Source organism: Pseudoalteromonas sp. NZS71_1, assembly GCF_015864305.1.
Lineage (GTDB): Bacteria > Pseudomonadota > Gammaproteobacteria > Enterobacterales > Alteromonadaceae > Pseudoalteromonas > Pseudoalteromonas arctica.
Genome location: NZ_JADYXM010000018.1, coordinates 31412 through 50095, shown reverse-complemented (window position 1 = coordinate 50095; position 18684 = coordinate 31412). Strand labels below are relative to the sequence as shown.

The 18684-nt window shown below is 38.2% G+C and carries 11 protein-coding genes and 1 pseudogene; 7 read left to right on the top strand and 5 right to left on the bottom strand.

What is annotated here, in order from left to right; all coding sequences use genetic code 11:
- The first annotated feature begins 307 nt into the window (after positions 1–307).
- Both I6F43_RS18315 and mdoH read left to right on the top strand, forming a co-directional pair.
- Positions 308–1927 carry a glucan biosynthesis protein gene (locus tag I6F43_RS18315; protein ID WP_165722832.1) on the top strand — a complete coding sequence of 540 codons (1620 nt, stop codon included), beginning with the start codon at positions 308–310 and terminating at the stop codon, positions 1925–1927.
- Entirely contained in the window at positions 1899–3860 is a 1962-nt protein-coding gene (mdoH, locus tag I6F43_RS18310; protein WP_197103478.1) for a glucans biosynthesis glucosyltransferase MdoH, read from the top strand. Before I6F43_RS18315 ends, mdoH begins: the two co-directional genes overlap by 29 nt.
- Positions 3861–4714: 854 nt before the next feature.
- Here the strand turns inward: mdoH and fusA are convergent.
- Positions 4715–6799 (bottom strand): elongation factor G, encoded by a 2085-nt coding sequence (gene fusA, locus I6F43_RS18305; protein WP_024593825.1) that lies wholly within the window; start codon positions 6797–6799, stop codon positions 4715–4717.
- Between the two features lie 206 nt (positions 6800–7005).
- Positions 7006–7208: pseudogene (locus I6F43_RS20190) on the bottom strand (two-component system response regulator); the annotation flags it as partial.
- Positions 7209–7453: 245 nt separating this feature from the next.
- Here I6F43_RS20190 and I6F43_RS18300 point away from each other — a divergent pair.
- Positions 7454–10432: a DUF3857 domain-containing transglutaminase family protein gene (locus I6F43_RS18300; RefSeq protein WP_197103476.1), complete on the top strand. Its 2979-nt coding sequence runs from the start codon at positions 7454–7456 to the stop codon at positions 10430–10432.
- Between the two features lie 657 nt (positions 10433–11089).
- Here I6F43_RS18300 and ylqF read toward each other — a convergent pair.
- Positions 11090–12034 carry a ribosome biogenesis GTPase YlqF gene (gene ylqF / locus I6F43_RS18295; protein ID WP_024589485.1) on the bottom strand — a complete coding sequence of 315 codons (945 nt, stop codon included), beginning with the start codon at positions 12032–12034 and terminating at the stop codon, positions 11090–11092.
- A 91-nt stretch (positions 12035–12125) separates the two neighbouring features.
- Here ylqF and I6F43_RS18290 point away from each other — a divergent pair, with 91 nt between their 5' ends.
- Complete coding sequence (locus I6F43_RS18290; protein ID WP_024593828.1) at positions 12126–12662, top strand: YaeQ family protein; 537 nt, start codon at positions 12126–12128, stop codon at positions 12660–12662.
- 182 nt (positions 12663–12844) lie between these two features.
- Positions 12845–13450 carry an alpha/beta fold hydrolase gene (locus I6F43_RS18285; protein ID WP_010554854.1) on the top strand — a complete coding sequence of 202 codons (606 nt, stop codon included), beginning with the start codon at positions 12845–12847 and terminating at the stop codon, positions 13448–13450.
- Here the strand turns inward: I6F43_RS18285 and I6F43_RS18280 are convergent.
- On the bottom strand, positions 13447–13656 hold the full coding sequence (locus I6F43_RS18280; protein ID WP_197103474.1) for a hypothetical protein: 210 nt from the start codon (positions 13654–13656) through the stop codon (positions 13447–13449). The genes I6F43_RS18285 and I6F43_RS18280 overlap by 4 nt on opposite strands.
- 333 nt (positions 13657–13989) lie before the next feature.
- Between I6F43_RS18280 and I6F43_RS18275 the strand changes: the two genes are divergently transcribed.
- Positions 13990–14463 (top strand): Dps family protein, encoded by a 474-nt coding sequence (locus I6F43_RS18275; protein WP_004334993.1) that lies wholly within the window; start codon positions 13990–13992, stop codon positions 14461–14463.
- 283 nt (positions 14464–14746) lie between these two features.
- Here the strand turns inward: I6F43_RS18275 and I6F43_RS18270 are convergent, their stop codons facing one another.
- Positions 14747–17689, bottom strand: coding sequence for a TonB-dependent receptor domain-containing protein (locus I6F43_RS18270; protein WP_165722827.1), 2943 nt, complete (start codon positions 17687–17689; stop codon positions 14747–14749).
- Between the two features lie 238 nt (positions 17690–17927).
- Here I6F43_RS18270 and I6F43_RS18265 point away from each other — a divergent pair, with 238 nt between their 5' ends.
- Positions 17928–18680: a LytR/AlgR family response regulator transcription factor gene (locus tag I6F43_RS18265; protein ID WP_007579810.1), complete on the top strand. Its 753-nt coding sequence runs from the start codon at positions 17928–17930 to the stop codon at positions 18678–18680.
- The last annotated feature ends 4 nt before the right edge of the window (positions 18681–18684 follow it).

Below are 18684 nucleotides of genomic sequence, written 5' to 3'. Positions count from 1 at the left end.
AAAGCCGCTCTTGCGGCTTTTTTATTTTATACAAATGTAATTCAGACAAGCTTCATTAAACCCCCCGTAATATGTTCAGACGATCTGTGAATCTTCTAGTAATTAATCAGTAACAACTACATACATTTGAGTGAATTTTACACAACAAAACCTCAGTGAATTATGTATATAAACATTACCTATTGAAAAATATGAACTTTTATTAAGGTTTAAATTTTGCTCTAAGTTATTTAGAAGATACTTACAAAATAAAATCAATATTTACCCTAAACGTAAAAATAAGTCGTGTTTTTATAAAGGAATGAGAATGAAACAACTAACCCAAAATCTGCCTAAATGGCAAAAGAAGTCAGCACCACTACTGGGTCTACTTATTATTTTTTCGACTTGGGGCAATAGCAACCAAGCGATTGCTGCAACCGTTGATGTAGCAATCCCACAAAGTAGCTTATTTGACGTAATTAGCGCCCGCGCTAAAAAGTTAGCAAGCGAAGAATACGTGGCGCCTAAAAACATTGAGCTTGAAGCACTTAACAATATTGATTATCAAGATTACCGTTCAATTCGATTTAAAAAAGACAAAGCAGTATGGAAAGATGAAGGCCTGTACGAGCTGCAATTATTCCATCCTGGTTTTTTATATAAAACACCTGTGACAATAAATACCGTTGATAGCGACTCTAAACGCAGTCGCTTACCTTTCAGTACTGACTTTTACCAATACGATGGCACTGCTGCACCACTACAAGAAGAAATAGCTAAAAGTGTTGCGGATACTCAACTAGGCCATGCTGGATTTCGTGTGCATTACCCGTTAAATACTAACGAGTATAAAGACGAAGTAATGGTATTTCAGGGAGCATCGTATTTTAGAGTTGTTGGCCCTCAGCAAGTTTATGGATTATCAGCTAGAGGCCTTGCCATTGATACTGCAGAAAATTCAGGTGAAGAATTTCCAATGTTCAAAGAGTTTTGGTTAGTTAAACCAAAGGCCGACCAAACACAAATTACCATTTTTGCATTATTAGATAGCCCATCTATATCGGGTGCATACAAGTTTAATGTTGACCCTACAACTAATATGCTAGTTGATGTTGATATGCAGATATTTGCACGTAAAGACATTAAAAAGCTCGGCGTAGCTCCATTAACGAGTATGTTTTACCACGGTGAAAACAGTACCAAATTTTTTGATGACTATCGCCCTGAAGTTCATGACTCGGATGGCCTATTAACTCAATCTGCTGATGATAAATGGGTATGGCGCCCTCTTAACAACCCTTCACAGCTAAGTGTAACTTCGTTTTCATACAATAATCCAAAAGGTTTTGGGTTAGCTCAACGAGATCGAGATTTTAATAACTATCTGGACACAGAAGCACATTACCACAACCGCCCTAGTCTATGGATTGAACCACAAGGTGAATGGGGAAATGGCCGTGTAGAGCTTGTAGAGATACCTACTGACACAGAAACTAACGACAATATCGTCAGTTACTGGGTACCAGAAAAGCCAATGAAAGCCGGTGATTCGTTAAAGCTAAGCTACAAAATGACGACCTTTAATGCAGCTTTAACTCAGCACGAAAAAGCGAGAGTACTGCGCACAAGGATCGGTAGCGCCGCTTTACCAGGTGAAGACAACCCTCCACCAAAAAGCCATCGCCAATTTACTGTTGATTTTACTGGGTCAGAAATAAATCAACTCTCTGAACAGTTAAAGCTAGATGCCGACATTCAACTTACAACAGGCGAAGTAACCGACGTGAATGTACAAAAACTGCCTGATTCACGCGGATGGCGTGTAGCCTTTAAAATTGCACCACAGGACGATCAACCCGTTGATATGCGTTTATCGTTAAAACTACGTGATAAAGAAATTAGCGAGGTATGGAGTTATGTTTGGTACCCAAATGACATCAAGTAATAAAGGTAAGGGCACTCCAATGCCATTCAAAACATTAAGAGTTTGGCTATTTGCTATTGCAGCGCTTGGCACATCTGGCTACGGCATATCTATTATGTTTGAGATTTTAAGCTCAAACGGTATGACATTACTTGAGTATGCTCTTTTAGTATTATTCTCAATCACTTTTGCCTGGATTGTAACGGCATTTTGTAGTGGAACAATCGGCTTTGTATTACAGCTATTACGAATTGACCCACTTACGCTAAAGCGTATTAAACCAATTGAGTTCAATAGTGAGGCAATTAACGCCCAAAAAACCGCCGTTGTAATGCCTATTTACAACGAAGATACCCACCGTGTTATCGCGGGCTTTGAAGTTAGTCTGCAATCGTTAAAAGAAACAGGTCAACTTGCAAACTTCGATTTTTATCTATTAAGCGACACGCAAGACCCAGAAATAGCTAAAAACGAGCTAAGTGCATGGCATGCATTGTGTGAACGTTTAGGTGATACGGCTAAAAACGTTTTTTATCGTCGTCGCGAAGATAACAAACACCGTAAAGTAGGTAACCTAACCGACTTTTGTGAGCGCTGGGGCAGCCAGTACGACCATATGATTGTGCTTGATGCAGATAGCGTAATGACCGGGAAATGTATGTTAGAGCTTACTACAAGTATGCTCAACAACCCACAAGCAGGCCTGATCCAAACTATTCCGATCCCTGTTCGTCAAGATACCTTTTTTGGCCGCTTTTTACAGTTTGCGTCAGTGCTATATAGCCCAATGCTCGCTACTGGCTCAGCTTTTTGGCAAACTGATAAAGCCAACTACTGGGGTCATAATGCAATCATTAGAGTTGAAGCATTTATAACGTGCTGTGGCTTGCCAACACTAAAAGGTAATGCACCTTTTGGCGGCGAAATTTTAAGTCATGACTTTGTAGAAGCTTCACTACTTCACAGTGCTGGTTGGGATGTATTGTTGCTATCAGATATTGAAGGTAGCTATGAAGAAGTACCAAGTAACATTCTAGACTACGCTGTACGCGATAGACGCTGGGTGCAAGGTAATATTCAGCACTTGGGTTTACTATCATCATCAAAATTAAAATTAATGAGTAAGCTACACTTTTTACTTGGTGCGACAGCCTATATTTCATCACTAATTTGGCTCTCAATGCTAGCGCTAAGTACTATTGATGCAGTAACGCGCGCATTAAATAGTGATGTGTACTTTAACCGTGTTTATCAATTATTCCCTACATGGCAAATAGCTAAAACCGATCTGATTGATACACTCCTGTATTTAACTATTGTTATTTTATTAATGCCTAAACTAATGGGCATAATAGTAACCTTAATACATAGAAACAAACGCTTTGGTGGTTCAATTAAGCTCATACTAGGTTCAATCATTGAAACCGTATTTGCTATTATTGTTGCCCCATTAATGATGGTATTTCATGCTTACTTTGTACTTTGTGTGTTTTTAGGTAAAAAAGTGAAGTGGGATGCACAACCGCGCGAAGGTCGTATGGTTCCGTGGAAAGAGGCGTTTGGTTATACGTTATTCTCAACTGTTGTGGCTATTGCATGGGGTTGTACGGCTTACTACTTCACGCCCGTATTCTTTTGGTGGTTATCACCTATATTGCTGGGCTTAGTATTAGGCGCTCCGATTATCCGTTATACCAGTAGCATTAAACTCGGTGTACAACTAAGAAAGTTAGGTATATTTATTTGCCCTAGTGAAGTTGATAACGACTCAACTCTAGAAGCACTTAAAATACATCTAAAAGAAATTTCGGTACCAAAGGAAGGTGCTTATCCACAAACAATACCGGCACTACCACAAGAGCATTTGGTAACAATGCCTATCCAGTCTTTTAAGAAGCCACGCAGGCTAAAGATGAAAGCGCTAAAAGCTAAGGCTATAAAAAAGTTTAATTAGCGCGTTATAAAATACAAAAACAAAAAAGGAGCGATTAATCGCTCCTTTTTGCTATCTAAATTAAAGATCAAGCATTGCATTTATCGCTAATATTTTCAATTTTGTTAGCTAACTTATTGCAGTACATTTTAGAAATAGCTGATTGCGTTTCATCATCAAGTTGCCAGTTATAAAAATGGAACGTTTTACCATTATCTAACTCCACCTTAAAAATGGTGAAAAGAAAAAACGAACTAAATGATACGCAACTAATTTCCTCGCTATTGATATAACGCTTTGTGCATAAACGCGTATAACAAATGCCTGCTTTATAACAATGTAAAAAACGAAGATGAAGAATATTAAAAGTAGTAATAATCAGTAGAGCTGGCATTACAGTGAGAAAAACAATTTTTAGGTTCACAGAAAATATAATATGAATTAAAAATATTAAGCTGAATGCTAAAACGCATTTTGTAAATTGTAGCCACCAGTTTGGTGCTAATTTAATAGATTTCATGATTGTTACGTCTTATATAGAATTAATAGCAAACGTCTCTGCTGCGGAGACTTCCTTATCTGACTTTAGAGCTCTAGTCTAAAAGTGCTAGTATTCTACATTACGTATATAGATGCATCAATAGAAGTTCTTAAAATTCATGCAGTTACATTTACTTTACAATTAACCTCTTATAAACCAACCAATTAAGTAATTGAGGTAAATAAATTGCTTTCTAGTACCTTTTTATTAATTAGTAACATAGGACTAATTAATAATAAAAAGTAGTTATAAACAACTAAAAAAATAAAACCAAATTATAGGCAATAAAAAACCCGCAACATGTGCGGGTTTTTTTAAAGAGTTAAAGAGCTAATTACTTAGCAGCTTTTTTCTCTTTTTCTGCAGCGATTACTGTATCAGCAACGTTTTGCGGACATGCAGCGTAGTGTGAGAACTCCATAGAGAACTGACCACGACCAGATGTCATTGTACGTAGTGTACCGATGTAACCGAACATTTCTGATAACGGTACGTCAGCTTTAATACGGCTGCCTGTTAAACCAGCTTCTTGGTCTTTCATCATACCACGACGACGGTTAAGGTCACCGATTACGTCACCAACGTGATCTTCTGGAGTGAACACGTCAACATTCATGATTGGCTCAAGAAGTTGTGCGCCCGCTTTAGGGATCGATTGACGGAAAGCGCCTTTAGCAGCGATTTCGAACGCGATTGCAGATGAATCCACGGCATGGAAACCACCGTCGAAAAGTTCAATTTCAACGTCAAGTACAGGGAAGCCAGCTAGAACACCAGTACCCATCATTGACTTGAAGCCTTTCTCAACTGCAGGCCAGAATTCTTTAGGTACGTTACCACCAACTACTGATGATTTAAACGTGAAGCCTGAAGCAACTTCGCCTGGCTTGATGCGGTAGTCGATTTTACCGAACTGACCAGAACCACCAGATTGTTTCTTATGCGTGTAGCTATCTTCAATTTCTTTAGTGATAGTTTCACGGTAAGCAACTTGTGGTTGACCAACAATAAGGTCTACGCCGTAAGTACGCTTAAGGATATCTACTTTGATATCTAAGTGAAGCTCACCCATACCTTTAAGGATAGTCTCGCCTGAATCTTCATCAGTTTCAACTTGGAAAGATGGATCTTCTGCAACCATTTTACCGATAGCAACACCCATTTTCTCATTACCGCCTTTATCTTTAGGCTGTACAGCAATCGAGATTACTGGAGTTGGGAATACCATTGGCTCAAGTGTTACAGGGTGCTTAGGATCACATAGAGTGTGACCAGTTTGCACGTTTTTCATACCTACGATAGCAATGATGTCACCAGCTTGTGCGCTAGTTAATTCGTTACGGTCATCTGCTTGCATCTCAACCATACGGCCAACACGCTCAGTTTTACCAGTAAACGAGTTAAGGATAGTGTCACCCTTGTTTAGTTTACCTGAGTAAATACGTACGAATGTTAATGCACCAAAACGGTCATCCATTATTTTGAATGCTAACGCTTTGAAAGGTTCGTCAGTAGATACTACTGCGAACTCGCCATTTTCGTTACCTTCTTCATCCATAAGAGGTTGAGGATCAACTTCTGTAGGACATGGTAAGTAATCAACAACAGCGTCAAGAATAAGCTGCATACCTTTGTTCTTAAACGCAGAACCACAGTATGTTGGGAAGAAAGCAAGGTCACGAGTACCTTTACGGATACAACGTTTGATGTCTTCTAAAGAAGGTGCTTCACCTTCCATGTAAGCTTCAAGTAGTGCATCGTCTTGCTCAAGGGCAGTTTCAACAAGCATTTCATAATACTCGTCAGTTTTATCTACCATGTCTGCAGGAACGTCTGTGATTTCGTAGTTTTCAGGAAGACCAGTGTCATCCCAAACGTATGCTTTTTTAGTTAAAACATCTACAACACCAACAAACTCATCTTCAATACCAATTGGTAAAGTCATGATTAGTGGAGTTGCGCCAAGTACTTTACGTACTTGCTCAGTTACACGGTAAAAATCAGCACCCATACGGTCTAATTTATTTACGAAGATAATACGTGCAACTTCTGAATCATTAGCATAACGCCAGTTAGTTTCTGATTGTGGTTCAACACCACCAGAACCACAGAACACACCGATGCCGCCATCTAGTACTTTAAGTGAACGGTAAACTTCAACTGTGAAGTCAACGTGTCCAGGAGTATCGATAACGTTAAAGCGGTGATCTTTCCAGAAACAGCTTACAGCCGCAGACTGAATAGTAATACCGCGCTCAGCTTCTTGTTCCATGAAGTCAGTAGTAGATTCACCATCATGAACCTCACCAGTTTTATGGATTTGACCAGTAAGCTTTAGGATACGCTCAGTAGTCGTGGTCTTACCCGCATCAACGTGCGCGAAAATACCAATGTTTCTGTACTTCGATAAATCTGCCATTAATTTTGCTCTTAATAAAGTCGATAAATTATTCCGCAGGAGTATAACATCACTTAAAGCGAACATCACCATACAAGCCGCTTAAAATGCAATCAATTCAACATATTTTTTTTATCGTCAGTATCTATTAAATATCAAACATAACAAAAAAAATGTAAGGCACTGAAATAAATAGCATTTAATATTTTAGCATCAGGTACACAAAGTTACTTCGCTATTTTATAGCAACGTTCAGGGCGGCCAATACTGCCATAACTTTGATCCGCTGTTAACTTACTGATTCAAGCAAATACTCCGAGTAACGGCGTGCTGTAGAGCGACTAACACCGACCAAGTCACCCATTTGCTGAGCGGTAAATACAGTGGTTGCGTGCTTTATAAAAGCATAGTGTATTTTGCAAAGTAAAATGTGTGCCGAGCAATAAGACAAACAGCAAAGCCATTTTTAGAGATAATTAAATACCTTTATGCTTTCATTGTATTTATAACCTATGCATATAAATAATAAGCTAAATTGAGCTGAACTTATTCATTATCATAATTATAGATATAAATATGTGGATGGATTCAATTAACATCTCATTGTCAAAAAAGCCTAAATTTGGTACATTATTCCTTCAATAGTATTTATAAAAACAACTATAAGACCCTACAATGAAATGGAACTTCCTTCGACTCAGCTCTTGGCTAATTGCACTTACCTTATTAATTTTCTCTCATAATATTTTTGCGCAGCAATATAAAATAGATAAACCAGCTAATTGGGTTAATACACATATTATTGAGCAACCCAAGCATTCCGACATAACCAAGGTACGTGACGGCACACTTTATTTGTTACTCGATAACCAATCCTATATACCGAGCAGACAAAAACAGCAACGCTATACGCGTTTGGTTATGAAAGCTTTAAATCAAAGTGGTGTTGATTATATAAGCCAGCTTAATCTTGATTTTGATCCAAGTTATGAGTCGCTAACACTAAACAGCTTAACGATTATTAGAAATAATGAGCGTATTGATAAGCTTGGCAGCGCGAGAATGACGGTTATACAAGGTGAATCTGAGTTAGCTGATCGTATTTATAATGGTAGCTTATCACTCAACATTATTATTGATGATATGCGCAGTGGCGACATACTTGATTACAGCTACACAGTGGCAGGTAGCAACCCTATATATGCTAATAAATTTAGTACAAGACGCACGCTAAACTGGTCGGTACCCGTAGTGCAACAAAATATGCGTGTACTTTGGGGTAAACAAACGCCTTTACATATTAATACAATAAACGGCACAGCAGATATTCAAGAAACGCTTAACAAATATGGCAAAGATTATTCTATAACTCTTTTTGAAGAACCCTTACTCGAGCAAAATTCTCAAACCCCAACGTGGTACGACCCATATACACAAGTTTACTTTTCTGAGTTTGACGATTGGGGTCAGGTAGTTAACTGGGCATATCCACTTTATCAGTCAGCCATAGAAACCCCAAACAGCATTTTGGATGTAGCTGAAGAAATAAAAGCAAAACACACAAAAACATCAGACAAAATTGCAGCAGCACTGCGCTTTAGCCAAGACGAAGTTCGATATTTAGGGCTTGAAATGGGCACTAACTCGCATCAACCAACGTCAGCTTCAGAAACGCTTTCGCTACGATATGGCGATTGCAAAGATAAAACAGTACTGCTTATCTCGTTATTAAAAGCGATGGATATAGAGGCCTTCCCTGCGCTAGTTGATACAGAGGAAACCAAACGTTTAAAAGAACTTCCACCTTCTGCAAGTGTATTTAATCACGTAATTGTTACGCTTAAACAAAACGGAAAACGCTACTGGCTCGATCCTACGGTTAGCTACCAACGAGGTACTCTCGAATATTTAGCACAGCCTGATTATGGCTATGCCCTAATTATTGATAAAGGTGAAACCACTTTAACTTCAATGGCGCAAAAACCTGTACATACAAATGTATCTGTAGAAGATAACTTTTTTATTGCTGAAAAAGTATCTGAGCCATCACGTTTTGAAACCCAGTACACTTATGCTGAATTTGAAGCTATTAACCGAAGAAGCAGTATAGCCAGCAGTGGTCTAAATAGCGTTGCTAAATCTTATTTCGAGTATTACCAAGGCTTTTTAAATGGTCTATCAATCAATGAAGCAATGACTATTAGTGAGCAAGAACAAACGGGTAAACTAATAACCAAAGAATCGTATTTAATTAGTGAATTTTGGGAAAAAACAGACGAAGGCTACGAAGCTAGTTTTTACGCGAATGAAATACAAAATAGCGTTTACGAACCAAAGCAGGTAAATCGCACCGACCCACTCTACTTTGGCTACCCCAATATAATTAACACCACAATAAAACTACATTTTGCAGAAAAAGGTTGGGGATTTGATAGCGATCAAGAAGAAATTGATAACGACTACTTCAACCTAAAAACAACTACTGAATTTAATGATAATGTTTTAACACTGAGTTATGACTATTACGCAAAACAAGATCATATTAAAGCCGCTCAAATAGATGATTATTTAGCACAGCGTAAAAAGTTAATATCAGCAACCCATTACCCTATTCTAAAATACGCGGAAACGACCGAAACGCCTCAAACAACAGCTGATGTGCTAGATAGCTTTGGTTATAGCTGGCTTAAATATGTGTTGGCTGGCTATATTTTAGTACTCATATTCTTTTTTGCCGATTGGCGATTAGAGTCAGCAAAAAAAGTGAAATTTGAAGATAGTCCATTTTATGCAGTATCTGTAAGTAAGTTTATTATTTACAGTATTTTAAGTTTAGGCATATTTGTTAACTACTGGAGTTATCGTAACTTTAAAGCCATTAAAGAGCGCGATAACTCAAGTATTATGCCTATTGCTCGAGGTATATTTGCATTTTTATGGTATTACCCTTTGTATCTCGCACTTGCAGAGCACAGCCAACAACAGTTAAACAAAAATAGAGTAATGCCTAACTGGACTGCCTTAACACTCTGGCTAATGGTACTCGCCAGCGTCTTTGCTTATCGTATGGACGAATACGCAACCATAGTGATTTGTATAATGCCATTTTTATGGTTGCCTCTAGTTAGTTACATTGAACAAACCGATACAAGTAAAGAAGCCCTACATTACAACTCGTACTGGCGAATTAGACAGTATTTAATCTCGCTTGCGTTTGCACCTCTATTATTTTTAGGCGTACTTCAAGAAGTAAATATTTTACCCAATGCCGCAATTATAAAAGGCGATAGTTTATGGTCTTACCAAGTACACTTTTTAAAACGTAATCGCCTAACACCTGAAAACGAAGAAATACTTTATTTTTATAGCGATGCAGTATTTGATTACCGAGAAGACGGTAACGGAATAACCGAGAACTATATTTTTAGTTACTACAAAAACGATGACGGCAGGCTTGAATCGGATCTTAGTCACTTTAAAGACATAGAAAAAATAGAAACCACCTACGGTAAAACCAAACTTGATAACACAAGCATTAAAGTAATAAAAACTGACGGTAGTGATTTCTTGCTCATTGTAGGGCGTCTAAACAAGCAGGATAAAGTACTAGTGGAGCAGATTAATTTACGTATAACAGCAAATAAAGTGCGTTAGTGGCTTAAAATATCCAATTAAGTACGAATATTTTTAGCCACTAATTAAAGGCTGTTGATCTTTGGGGGTTAAGATTTTATAAGAGACTATTTTATTTGATATCAAAGCAGTCGCTGTCTTGGAAGGCGATAAAATCATTCCTAGCTTGAATTTATTTTAACTTCGAAAGATTAATACTTTTATAATAAAAATTCATATCAAATTATTCAATAAGCATTAAAAACCTATTCTTAATTGTTTAACCAAGATAAGCATTTTTATGAAATGGCAGTGTTAACTAGCCGATCTATATATGAATAAAAAACAAGCGCCACAATAATAAGAATTATTTGCATTTAGGTATTGACAGACAGTTAGATCTAACTGATAATCAATATCAACAAGACGGATTGCATACCACTTGTTAAGGAATGAATTGATTTGTTTCTCGACCTTGAAACAACGTGTGGCGCACGTAAACAGCTATGGTTACTTGTTATGAACCGCAACGCCCCTTGATGTTGATGATGAGTAACCGCCCTACTATTTTACTTGCTACATTGCTCATATCGGTGACGGTAGATATGAAACTAAAAAAGCCCTTACGGGCTTTTTTTATGTCTGTAATTTAGTAAAACTAAATCACTTTAATTAAATAACCTGAACTCTGGTTAAATATTAACGACGGTTTTTACGAGCTCGCGCTCGGCGTTGAAGCTTTTCTTCTTCTTTAGCTGCTTTTTTAGCTTCTGCAGCGGCACGTAAACCAGCAACCATTACTTCTTCTTCCTCACGCATTTGCGGAGTTTCCATAGTAATACGGCCAATAATACCGTCGCGTAATTCGTTGATTAGTATTTCAGACATTTTATATGTGTCTATTTGATTACCACCACGAATACAGCCGCGTTTTTTACCTGCCATTTCAACAAATTCCCAATCACTTTCTGGTAATTCGTCTATTTTATAACGCGCTTTTAAAAGCTCAGGGTATGCACGCAATAAGTACTCAGCTGTATAACTTGCTACTTCTTCATACTCAAGCGCCGTATCACGAATGGCACCGGTAGCGCCTAAGCGATAACCTGAGTTTTCATTCTCTACTTTTGGCCACAACATACCTGGCGTATCGTAAAGCATAATACCGTCTTCAAGCTTAATGCGTTGTTGTGCTTTGGTTACCGCAGGTTCATTACCTGTTTTTGCAACTATGCGTCCAGCCAGTACATTAATTAACGTAGATTTACCCACGTTAGGAATACCCATTATCATGGCTTTAATTTGCTTATCTGCACCCACTTTATGCGGCACTAACTTTTTACAAAGCTCATTTATACGACTTACTTCAGCTGCTTTATCATGTCCAAAAGAAATCGCTTTAACACCGTTTTCTTGCTCAAAATAATCTTTCCAGATTTGAGTCATTTTAGGATCAGCTAAATCAGCTTTGTTCAAAATTTTGATGACCGGCTTACCTTCACGCAAGGTTGCCACCATCGGGTTTTCACTACTGTAGGGAATGCGCGCATCAAGCACTTCAATGATCACATCCATTTGTGGCATTATTTCTTTAATTTCATTGCGGGCTTTATTCATATGCCCAGGGAACCACTGGATAGCCATTTTTAACTCCTAACGTATAATTAACCGCTATTTTAACTGGCAATTCATTTAATTGCGCTATACTGACGCAAATTTTTTCAGATTAGTTGTTATGGCTCTTAAATCCACCATTATGAAAGTGCAGTTATCGCTTAGCGATATGGACCGCCACGTTTATCAAGATTTTAATTTAACCTTGGCTCAACACCCATCAGAAACCGATCAGCGGTTGATGATTCGCTTACTCGCTTTTGCGCTAAATAGCTGTGATGGTTTAGAATTTACTAAAGGATTAAGCGCTGATGATGAGCCTGAACTTTGGCATGTAAGCTATAGTGAAGAGATAGAGCTGTGGGTTGAGCTTGGCTTACCAGATGAAAAACGCCTTAAAAAAGCCTGTAATAAATCTAAAAAAGTGGTGCTATATACTTACGGTGAAAACAATCAAGCAATTTGGTGGCAAAAACACCAACCTAAATTGTATGAATTTAAAAATCTAAGTATTTTTAGCCTTGATTATGCAGCAACACAAGCACTTGCTGCTTTGGTTGATCGTGGAATTAAGCTCGCCATTACCATTCAAGATGGTGAAGTATGGGTAAATACCGATACAACCAATATTGAAATAAAACCGCTGCAATTAATGTAATTACGGTAGTTATACCAATTGCATTAAATTAGTTATCTATTATAGCGACAAGGAAATAAGTCGATAACAAGGCGAAATTATGACATATAGTTGTTCTATATAAATAATTTTTAACGCAGGTAGCGGGTTATTTAATACGCTAGAATGATCATGTTTTTAATAAAATTGGTATTAGGGAGCATATGAAAGTTAAACACGTTATTGTTTTACATGGCTTGTATATGTCTGGCTTTGTTATGCGCCCACTTTGTTCACGACTTGAAGAATCGGGGATGACGGTATTAAACATTACCTATAATACGCTCGACCCTCACCGCGACACCATATTTGCACAAATTGATGAGTGTATTTCTAACGAACCTGCAGCGCTTGTATGCCACTCAATGGGAGGGCTTATTGCACGTGCTTACCTAGAGGCAAACTCCCCTGCTAGCCAGAATGTTACGAAGGTAATTACACTGGGTACTCCACATAAAGGCAGCCATATAGCGCAAAAAATGAAGCAAAAAGGGTTTGAATCATTTTTAAAAAATAGTGTTGAATTTTTACTCACTAAAAATGGTAATTGGCCTTTTAAAGCTAAGCTTTACAGTATTGCGGGCGATTTACCTATTGGGCTTATGCCCTTAATAGTCAAAGGTAGCCAGTCAGATGGCACTGTATTACTAGATGAAACCAAACTTAAAGGTATGGCCGAACATAAAGTGTTTCATTTAAGCCATACCAGTATGATTTACTCGCGCCAAGTACTCGATTACATTTTAAAGTGCTTAAACGAGAAAGATTAATCCTCAGCATTGGCTGCTATTTTATAACTAATTAAAAATACCACTGCCAATATAAGCGGAATCGGCGCCGCAATGTAGCCAAAAAAATCTGAGTTCGCAAAGCTTGCACCCGCCAAGTGCGCTACTAACCCAAATACAAATGCGATGACTGCAATTCCTACCACTATTAACTCTGCTTTATTTTGTTTCGCTGTTTTTGCATGCATGTTATCTCTCCTAATTATTTCGACAACATTATTATGCGCCGTTAGGGTGGATGATTTTTGACCTGCATCAATAAAAAATAGCTAAGTTATTACCTTGAATAAAGTTTGTTTTAGATCATGATTTATATACTTTTGAGGTTTATTTACTTTTGAGGGGTAGTATTTTTATTAATCAGACCCACTTCTATTAATAGTCTAAAGTGAATATAGGTATCAAAAACAGCTAATAGGTTAAAACTATTAACTAGATACATTTAAACGATTTTACTAATTTATCGAAATTAGTAATACTTATCACAAGTTCACAAACAAACGGTTATTCAGGAGCAAGTTATGTCACATGTAAACGCAATTGGTCTAAACAGCGCAAAAAGCGAAGACATCATAAAGTCACTCAATACATTATTGAGTAGCTACCAGATTCAATACATGAACGCGCGTGGCTTTCACTGGAATATTAAAGGCCGTAACTTTTTTGAACTACACGTTAAGTTTGAAGAAATTTATAACTTACTACTTCTAAAAGTAGATGAAGTTGCAGAACGTATTTTAACGTTAGATGGCGCACCTCTACATGCATTTTCTGATTACCTTGAAGTAAGTAAAATCAAAGAAGCTAAAGGTATTAGTGATGGCGTTACAGCCGTAGAAAACCTACTTGCTGGTTACAGCACATTAATTCACATGCAGCGTGATATTTTAAGCCAAGCTGGTGATGCAGACGATGAAGGTACAGCCTCACTAATGAGCGATTACATCTCAGAGCAAGAAAAATTGGTTTGGATGCTAAAGGCTTACTTAGACTAAACCAGCAAAAAAAAGCCCTCAATGAAGAGGGCCACAAATAGGGATAAATCGTTAAATAATCAAGCGATTCGGTTACTATATTAGTCTCCTCCCAATACTAAACAACGCCCCTGTTACCAGTGGCGTTGTTTTTGGTTTAAGTGGGCACAATGCTCATATATTGGGATAAACAATGTATAAGTATTACTGCTCTTATTATTTTTTCCAATAAAAAAGCCCCAGCGATACTGAGGCTTTGTGAACGTAACTAATTAAGTAACTATATTAGTGTCGTTATTGTTGGTTAGAATTTACTTCTAAAACCTATGTAGAATGATTGACCAATTGGGTCGTACGTACCAGCATCAGTTTCAGTACCAGTACTTGAACCGCTCACACCCGATAAAATGCGTGGTGGCTCTTTATCAAATAAGTTACTTGCACCAGCGTAAAGCTCTGTTGAATCGCTGATATGGTAACTTGCTTGAACATCATGATACGTTACTGAACCAATCCCTACTCCACCTGGAGCAATACCAAAACCACTTAAGAATTGATCATCAAAGTCTGCAGCGCCAATGTAAGTTAAGCTCCAGTTAAAATCAAAGTCGTTAAGTTTATAACCAAAGTTCCAGTTAGCTTTATGCTCTGATGCACCAATTTCTCCAGCAAACTCATCTTTATCAGCGCCTGGAAGTGGAATGCTATAACCATCGATTAGGTAAGTATAAGCAAGGCGAGTTCTAAACGCACCAGGACCAATATCAGCAGAGTACGTTAGTGTTAAATCAACACCTTCTGTACCTAAACCACCACTGTTAGATACACCACTGTCGATAAATTCTAGTGAACCAGCACTATTATTACCTGATGGCGCACTACGACGAGTTACAAAGTCACAAAAGCTTGTATCGCCGCCGCCATAACATTGGTCAAGAATAAACTGACGAGGTGTTGATACTATTGCATCTGTAATTTCGATATCAAAGTAATCAAGCGTAATATCTAGTCCTGATATTAGGTTTTCTGGTGTAAATACTAAACCTACTGTTACAGAGTCACCAACTTCTTCTTTTAAATCTTGGTTACCACGGTTAAAGCCACTAATGCCTTGTAAGTCAGACTGGTTAAGCGTGAACTCACCATTTGAAGCGATATTAGTTGTAACACCACCATCTGTTCGACAAGCATCACCAGCAGCACCACCGCCACTATTAGTAACACCTAAACATGGATCGTTTAAGCCACTTGGGAAAGTTTGTGAAGGCGGAGAAAATAGTTCATCGATATTTGGAGCACGTGTTGAACGAGCACGAGTAGCACGTAAACGTAAGCTATCCATTACTTCCCAATCAACACCCACATTCCAGCTTTCAGTGCTACCTACAGTTGAATAGTCAGATAAACGAACAGCTGCGTTCATTGTTACAGTATCAAGCACTGGGATATTTGCTTCTACATAATACTCAGTTACATCAAACGAGCCTTCTGTTGCTGGGATTGCATTACCCGCATTAAGACCTGCTTGCTGTAGTGCATCAAATTCACTGCGTGAAAATTCTTCACGGTATTCAAAACCAGCTGCAATACCTACCGTACCTGCTGGTAAATCAAATAAATCACCTGAAATATTACCACCAATGATTTCTTGCTCAACCGACGTTGAAAGTGAGCTAGGTGCACTTACAAAATCAATAGCACCTTGCGATAACGAATTAAAACCATAAATGTCTACTGGTGCACAATTAAAGCCACGTGCTGTCGCATCGATACAGATAGCCTCATCAGTAATACCATCACCATCTAAATCTTGGCTATCGATCACAGCTTCTAAACCTTGACGGAAGCTTTGTACATTAACTAGACCGCCTGAAACTTGTTGCTCTTTTGTTTTACCGTATACATAGTAAGTATCGTAAAACCAACCATCGGCTATTTCACCTTGAAAACCAAGTGCTAAACGGAATGTATCACGCTCTGCTCGTGCTCCACGATTACCGATATCACTTAAACGTTTTGCAAAGAAGATATCTCGTGCGCCATCACCATCGGTATCGGTTGCTGCGTTATATATATCGTCTGGAACAAACGCGTTACGTAAAAGCTCACCGTTTACATTAAATTCAATTGGTACCTGGCCATTTGCATAAATGTCGTCAGAGGCAAAAGGAAATGGCTCTAATTCAGAAACGGTTGTTGTTGCAGCGTAAGTGCCTTCATAAAAAAAGCTATGCTTGTCGCTTAACTCGTAGCTACCATTTGAGGCGAATAAGTAACGCTCTGTAGGTATTGCTATTGTACGTACACCGCTTCGGTTAAAACCATTTGCAGCTACGCCATCGCCGCCATTAGTACTAAATGAGTTTTGTAGGTTGTTTGCATCATTAAATGTAAATGTTTCATCCCCAGCGCTAAAACGACCTTGTGGTGGAAATGAAGATAAAAACGGGCTTACTGCATCAAATACAGAACCTGGATTTGCTACTGGATCATCTTCGAAGAAAATACCTGAAAATTGGTCTACCGCTGAGCGATCACGGTCACGTGAGAAAACAGCGCCTTGATCAGAGTAACCAAGGTGAAACATTGCGTGTCCTTTACCATCTGAGCTTGATAAGCCTGAGGTAAAGTTAAATTGGCGTGACTCATCATCACCTTCACTCGATTCACCGTACTGACCATCAAACTCAACGCCTTCAAAGTCATCTTTTAAAACAAAGTTAACTACACCAGCAACAGCGTCAGAGCCATAAACAGATGAAGCACCACCTGTCATAATTTCAACACGTTCAATAAATTGGCTCGGAATAGTGTTTAAATCGACAGCAGAGCTACCTGGTACACCTGATACATAACGACGACCGTTAACTAATACCAATGTACGGTTAGAACCTAAATTACGTAAATCTACAGTCGCAACACCTGCACTAGCTGTACTAAAGTTTGAGTTAGTACGACTGATTGCCGGTGAACCAAATGCTGGATTATCTAGTAGTAAATCTTGAATATTTAATGAACCAGATGCGTCGATTGCTGTGCTATCTACAACTTGAATAGGCGCTGATGACATCGCCTCAGCTGAACGAATGCGAGAGCCTGTAACTTGTACACGTTCTATTTTAGTAATTTCGTCATCTTCTGCAGCCACACCTTGAAATGAAATGCTTGCAAGTATCGCGCTGCTTAGCGCAACTGTTAACGACGATTTTTTAAATAATCGCGCGCTACCTTTGTTAGTTAATGTCATATAATTCCCCTGAATTGTTATTTTTGTAACTAAATAGTTACTTCGCGGATTACAGTAAGGGGATTTATTTAAACACTCTACGTACGTTATTTATTAGGCGTAATCTTTGGTATGAATAGCTAGTTTGATGGGACGAATTAGTACGTCACAATTATTTTATAAATATATTGTACTTTTCATAACAGTTTTTCCGCTAAGCACGGTCTTTATTATTATATACAGCAAGAGATATAAAATAATGGTCGCTTCTTTTCATGCATTAACTTTTGTTAGTAACACTAAGTTTGCAACATTTTTAACAAAGCGCGTGCAAGAGCACCGACACTTTGAATCTCAATCTTTTATTCAGGCAAACAGATTAGATCAGATAGATACAGATCAATACAACGTACTGTTTTACGAACTAACTAATCTGGCAGACCCTATGCAAATAGTGCATTTAACGGAGCTCGCTAAAAAGCTTAAGTTAGTCATTATTGCCCAGTCGGGTCATTTTGCGAGTTTTGCTTTTGAAGTTGGCGCTGTTGATTTTTTAATAGTAGATTCAACTGCACCACGTATCGATAAATGCTTTGATAAACTGATTCACCTTTGCCCGATTGCAAGCGCGGCCGAACGTCAATATCAACAAAGCACACAAACCGAAAAACCATCATCACATATCGTAGTTAAAGATGTAGGTAAGGTAAGGCTAATTGATATAAAAGATATTATTTGGATTAATGGTGCGGGCAATTATGTAGAGCTGCATTTTACCCAAGGTAGTACACCGGTATTACACCGCGAAACCATGAAAAATATTGAACAGCAGCTAGAGCCAGAAGGGTTTATTCGTATTCATCGCTCAACGCTGGTAAGAAAACAAGCTATCTGCGAACTGATGCCTACTGACAGTGGCGATTATAAAGTCAGACTTAAAAACGATATGTGCTTAAACCTTTCAAGGCGCTATAAAGGGTGTTTAGAGAGTATTATAAGCCCTCTTCAGTAGCGGT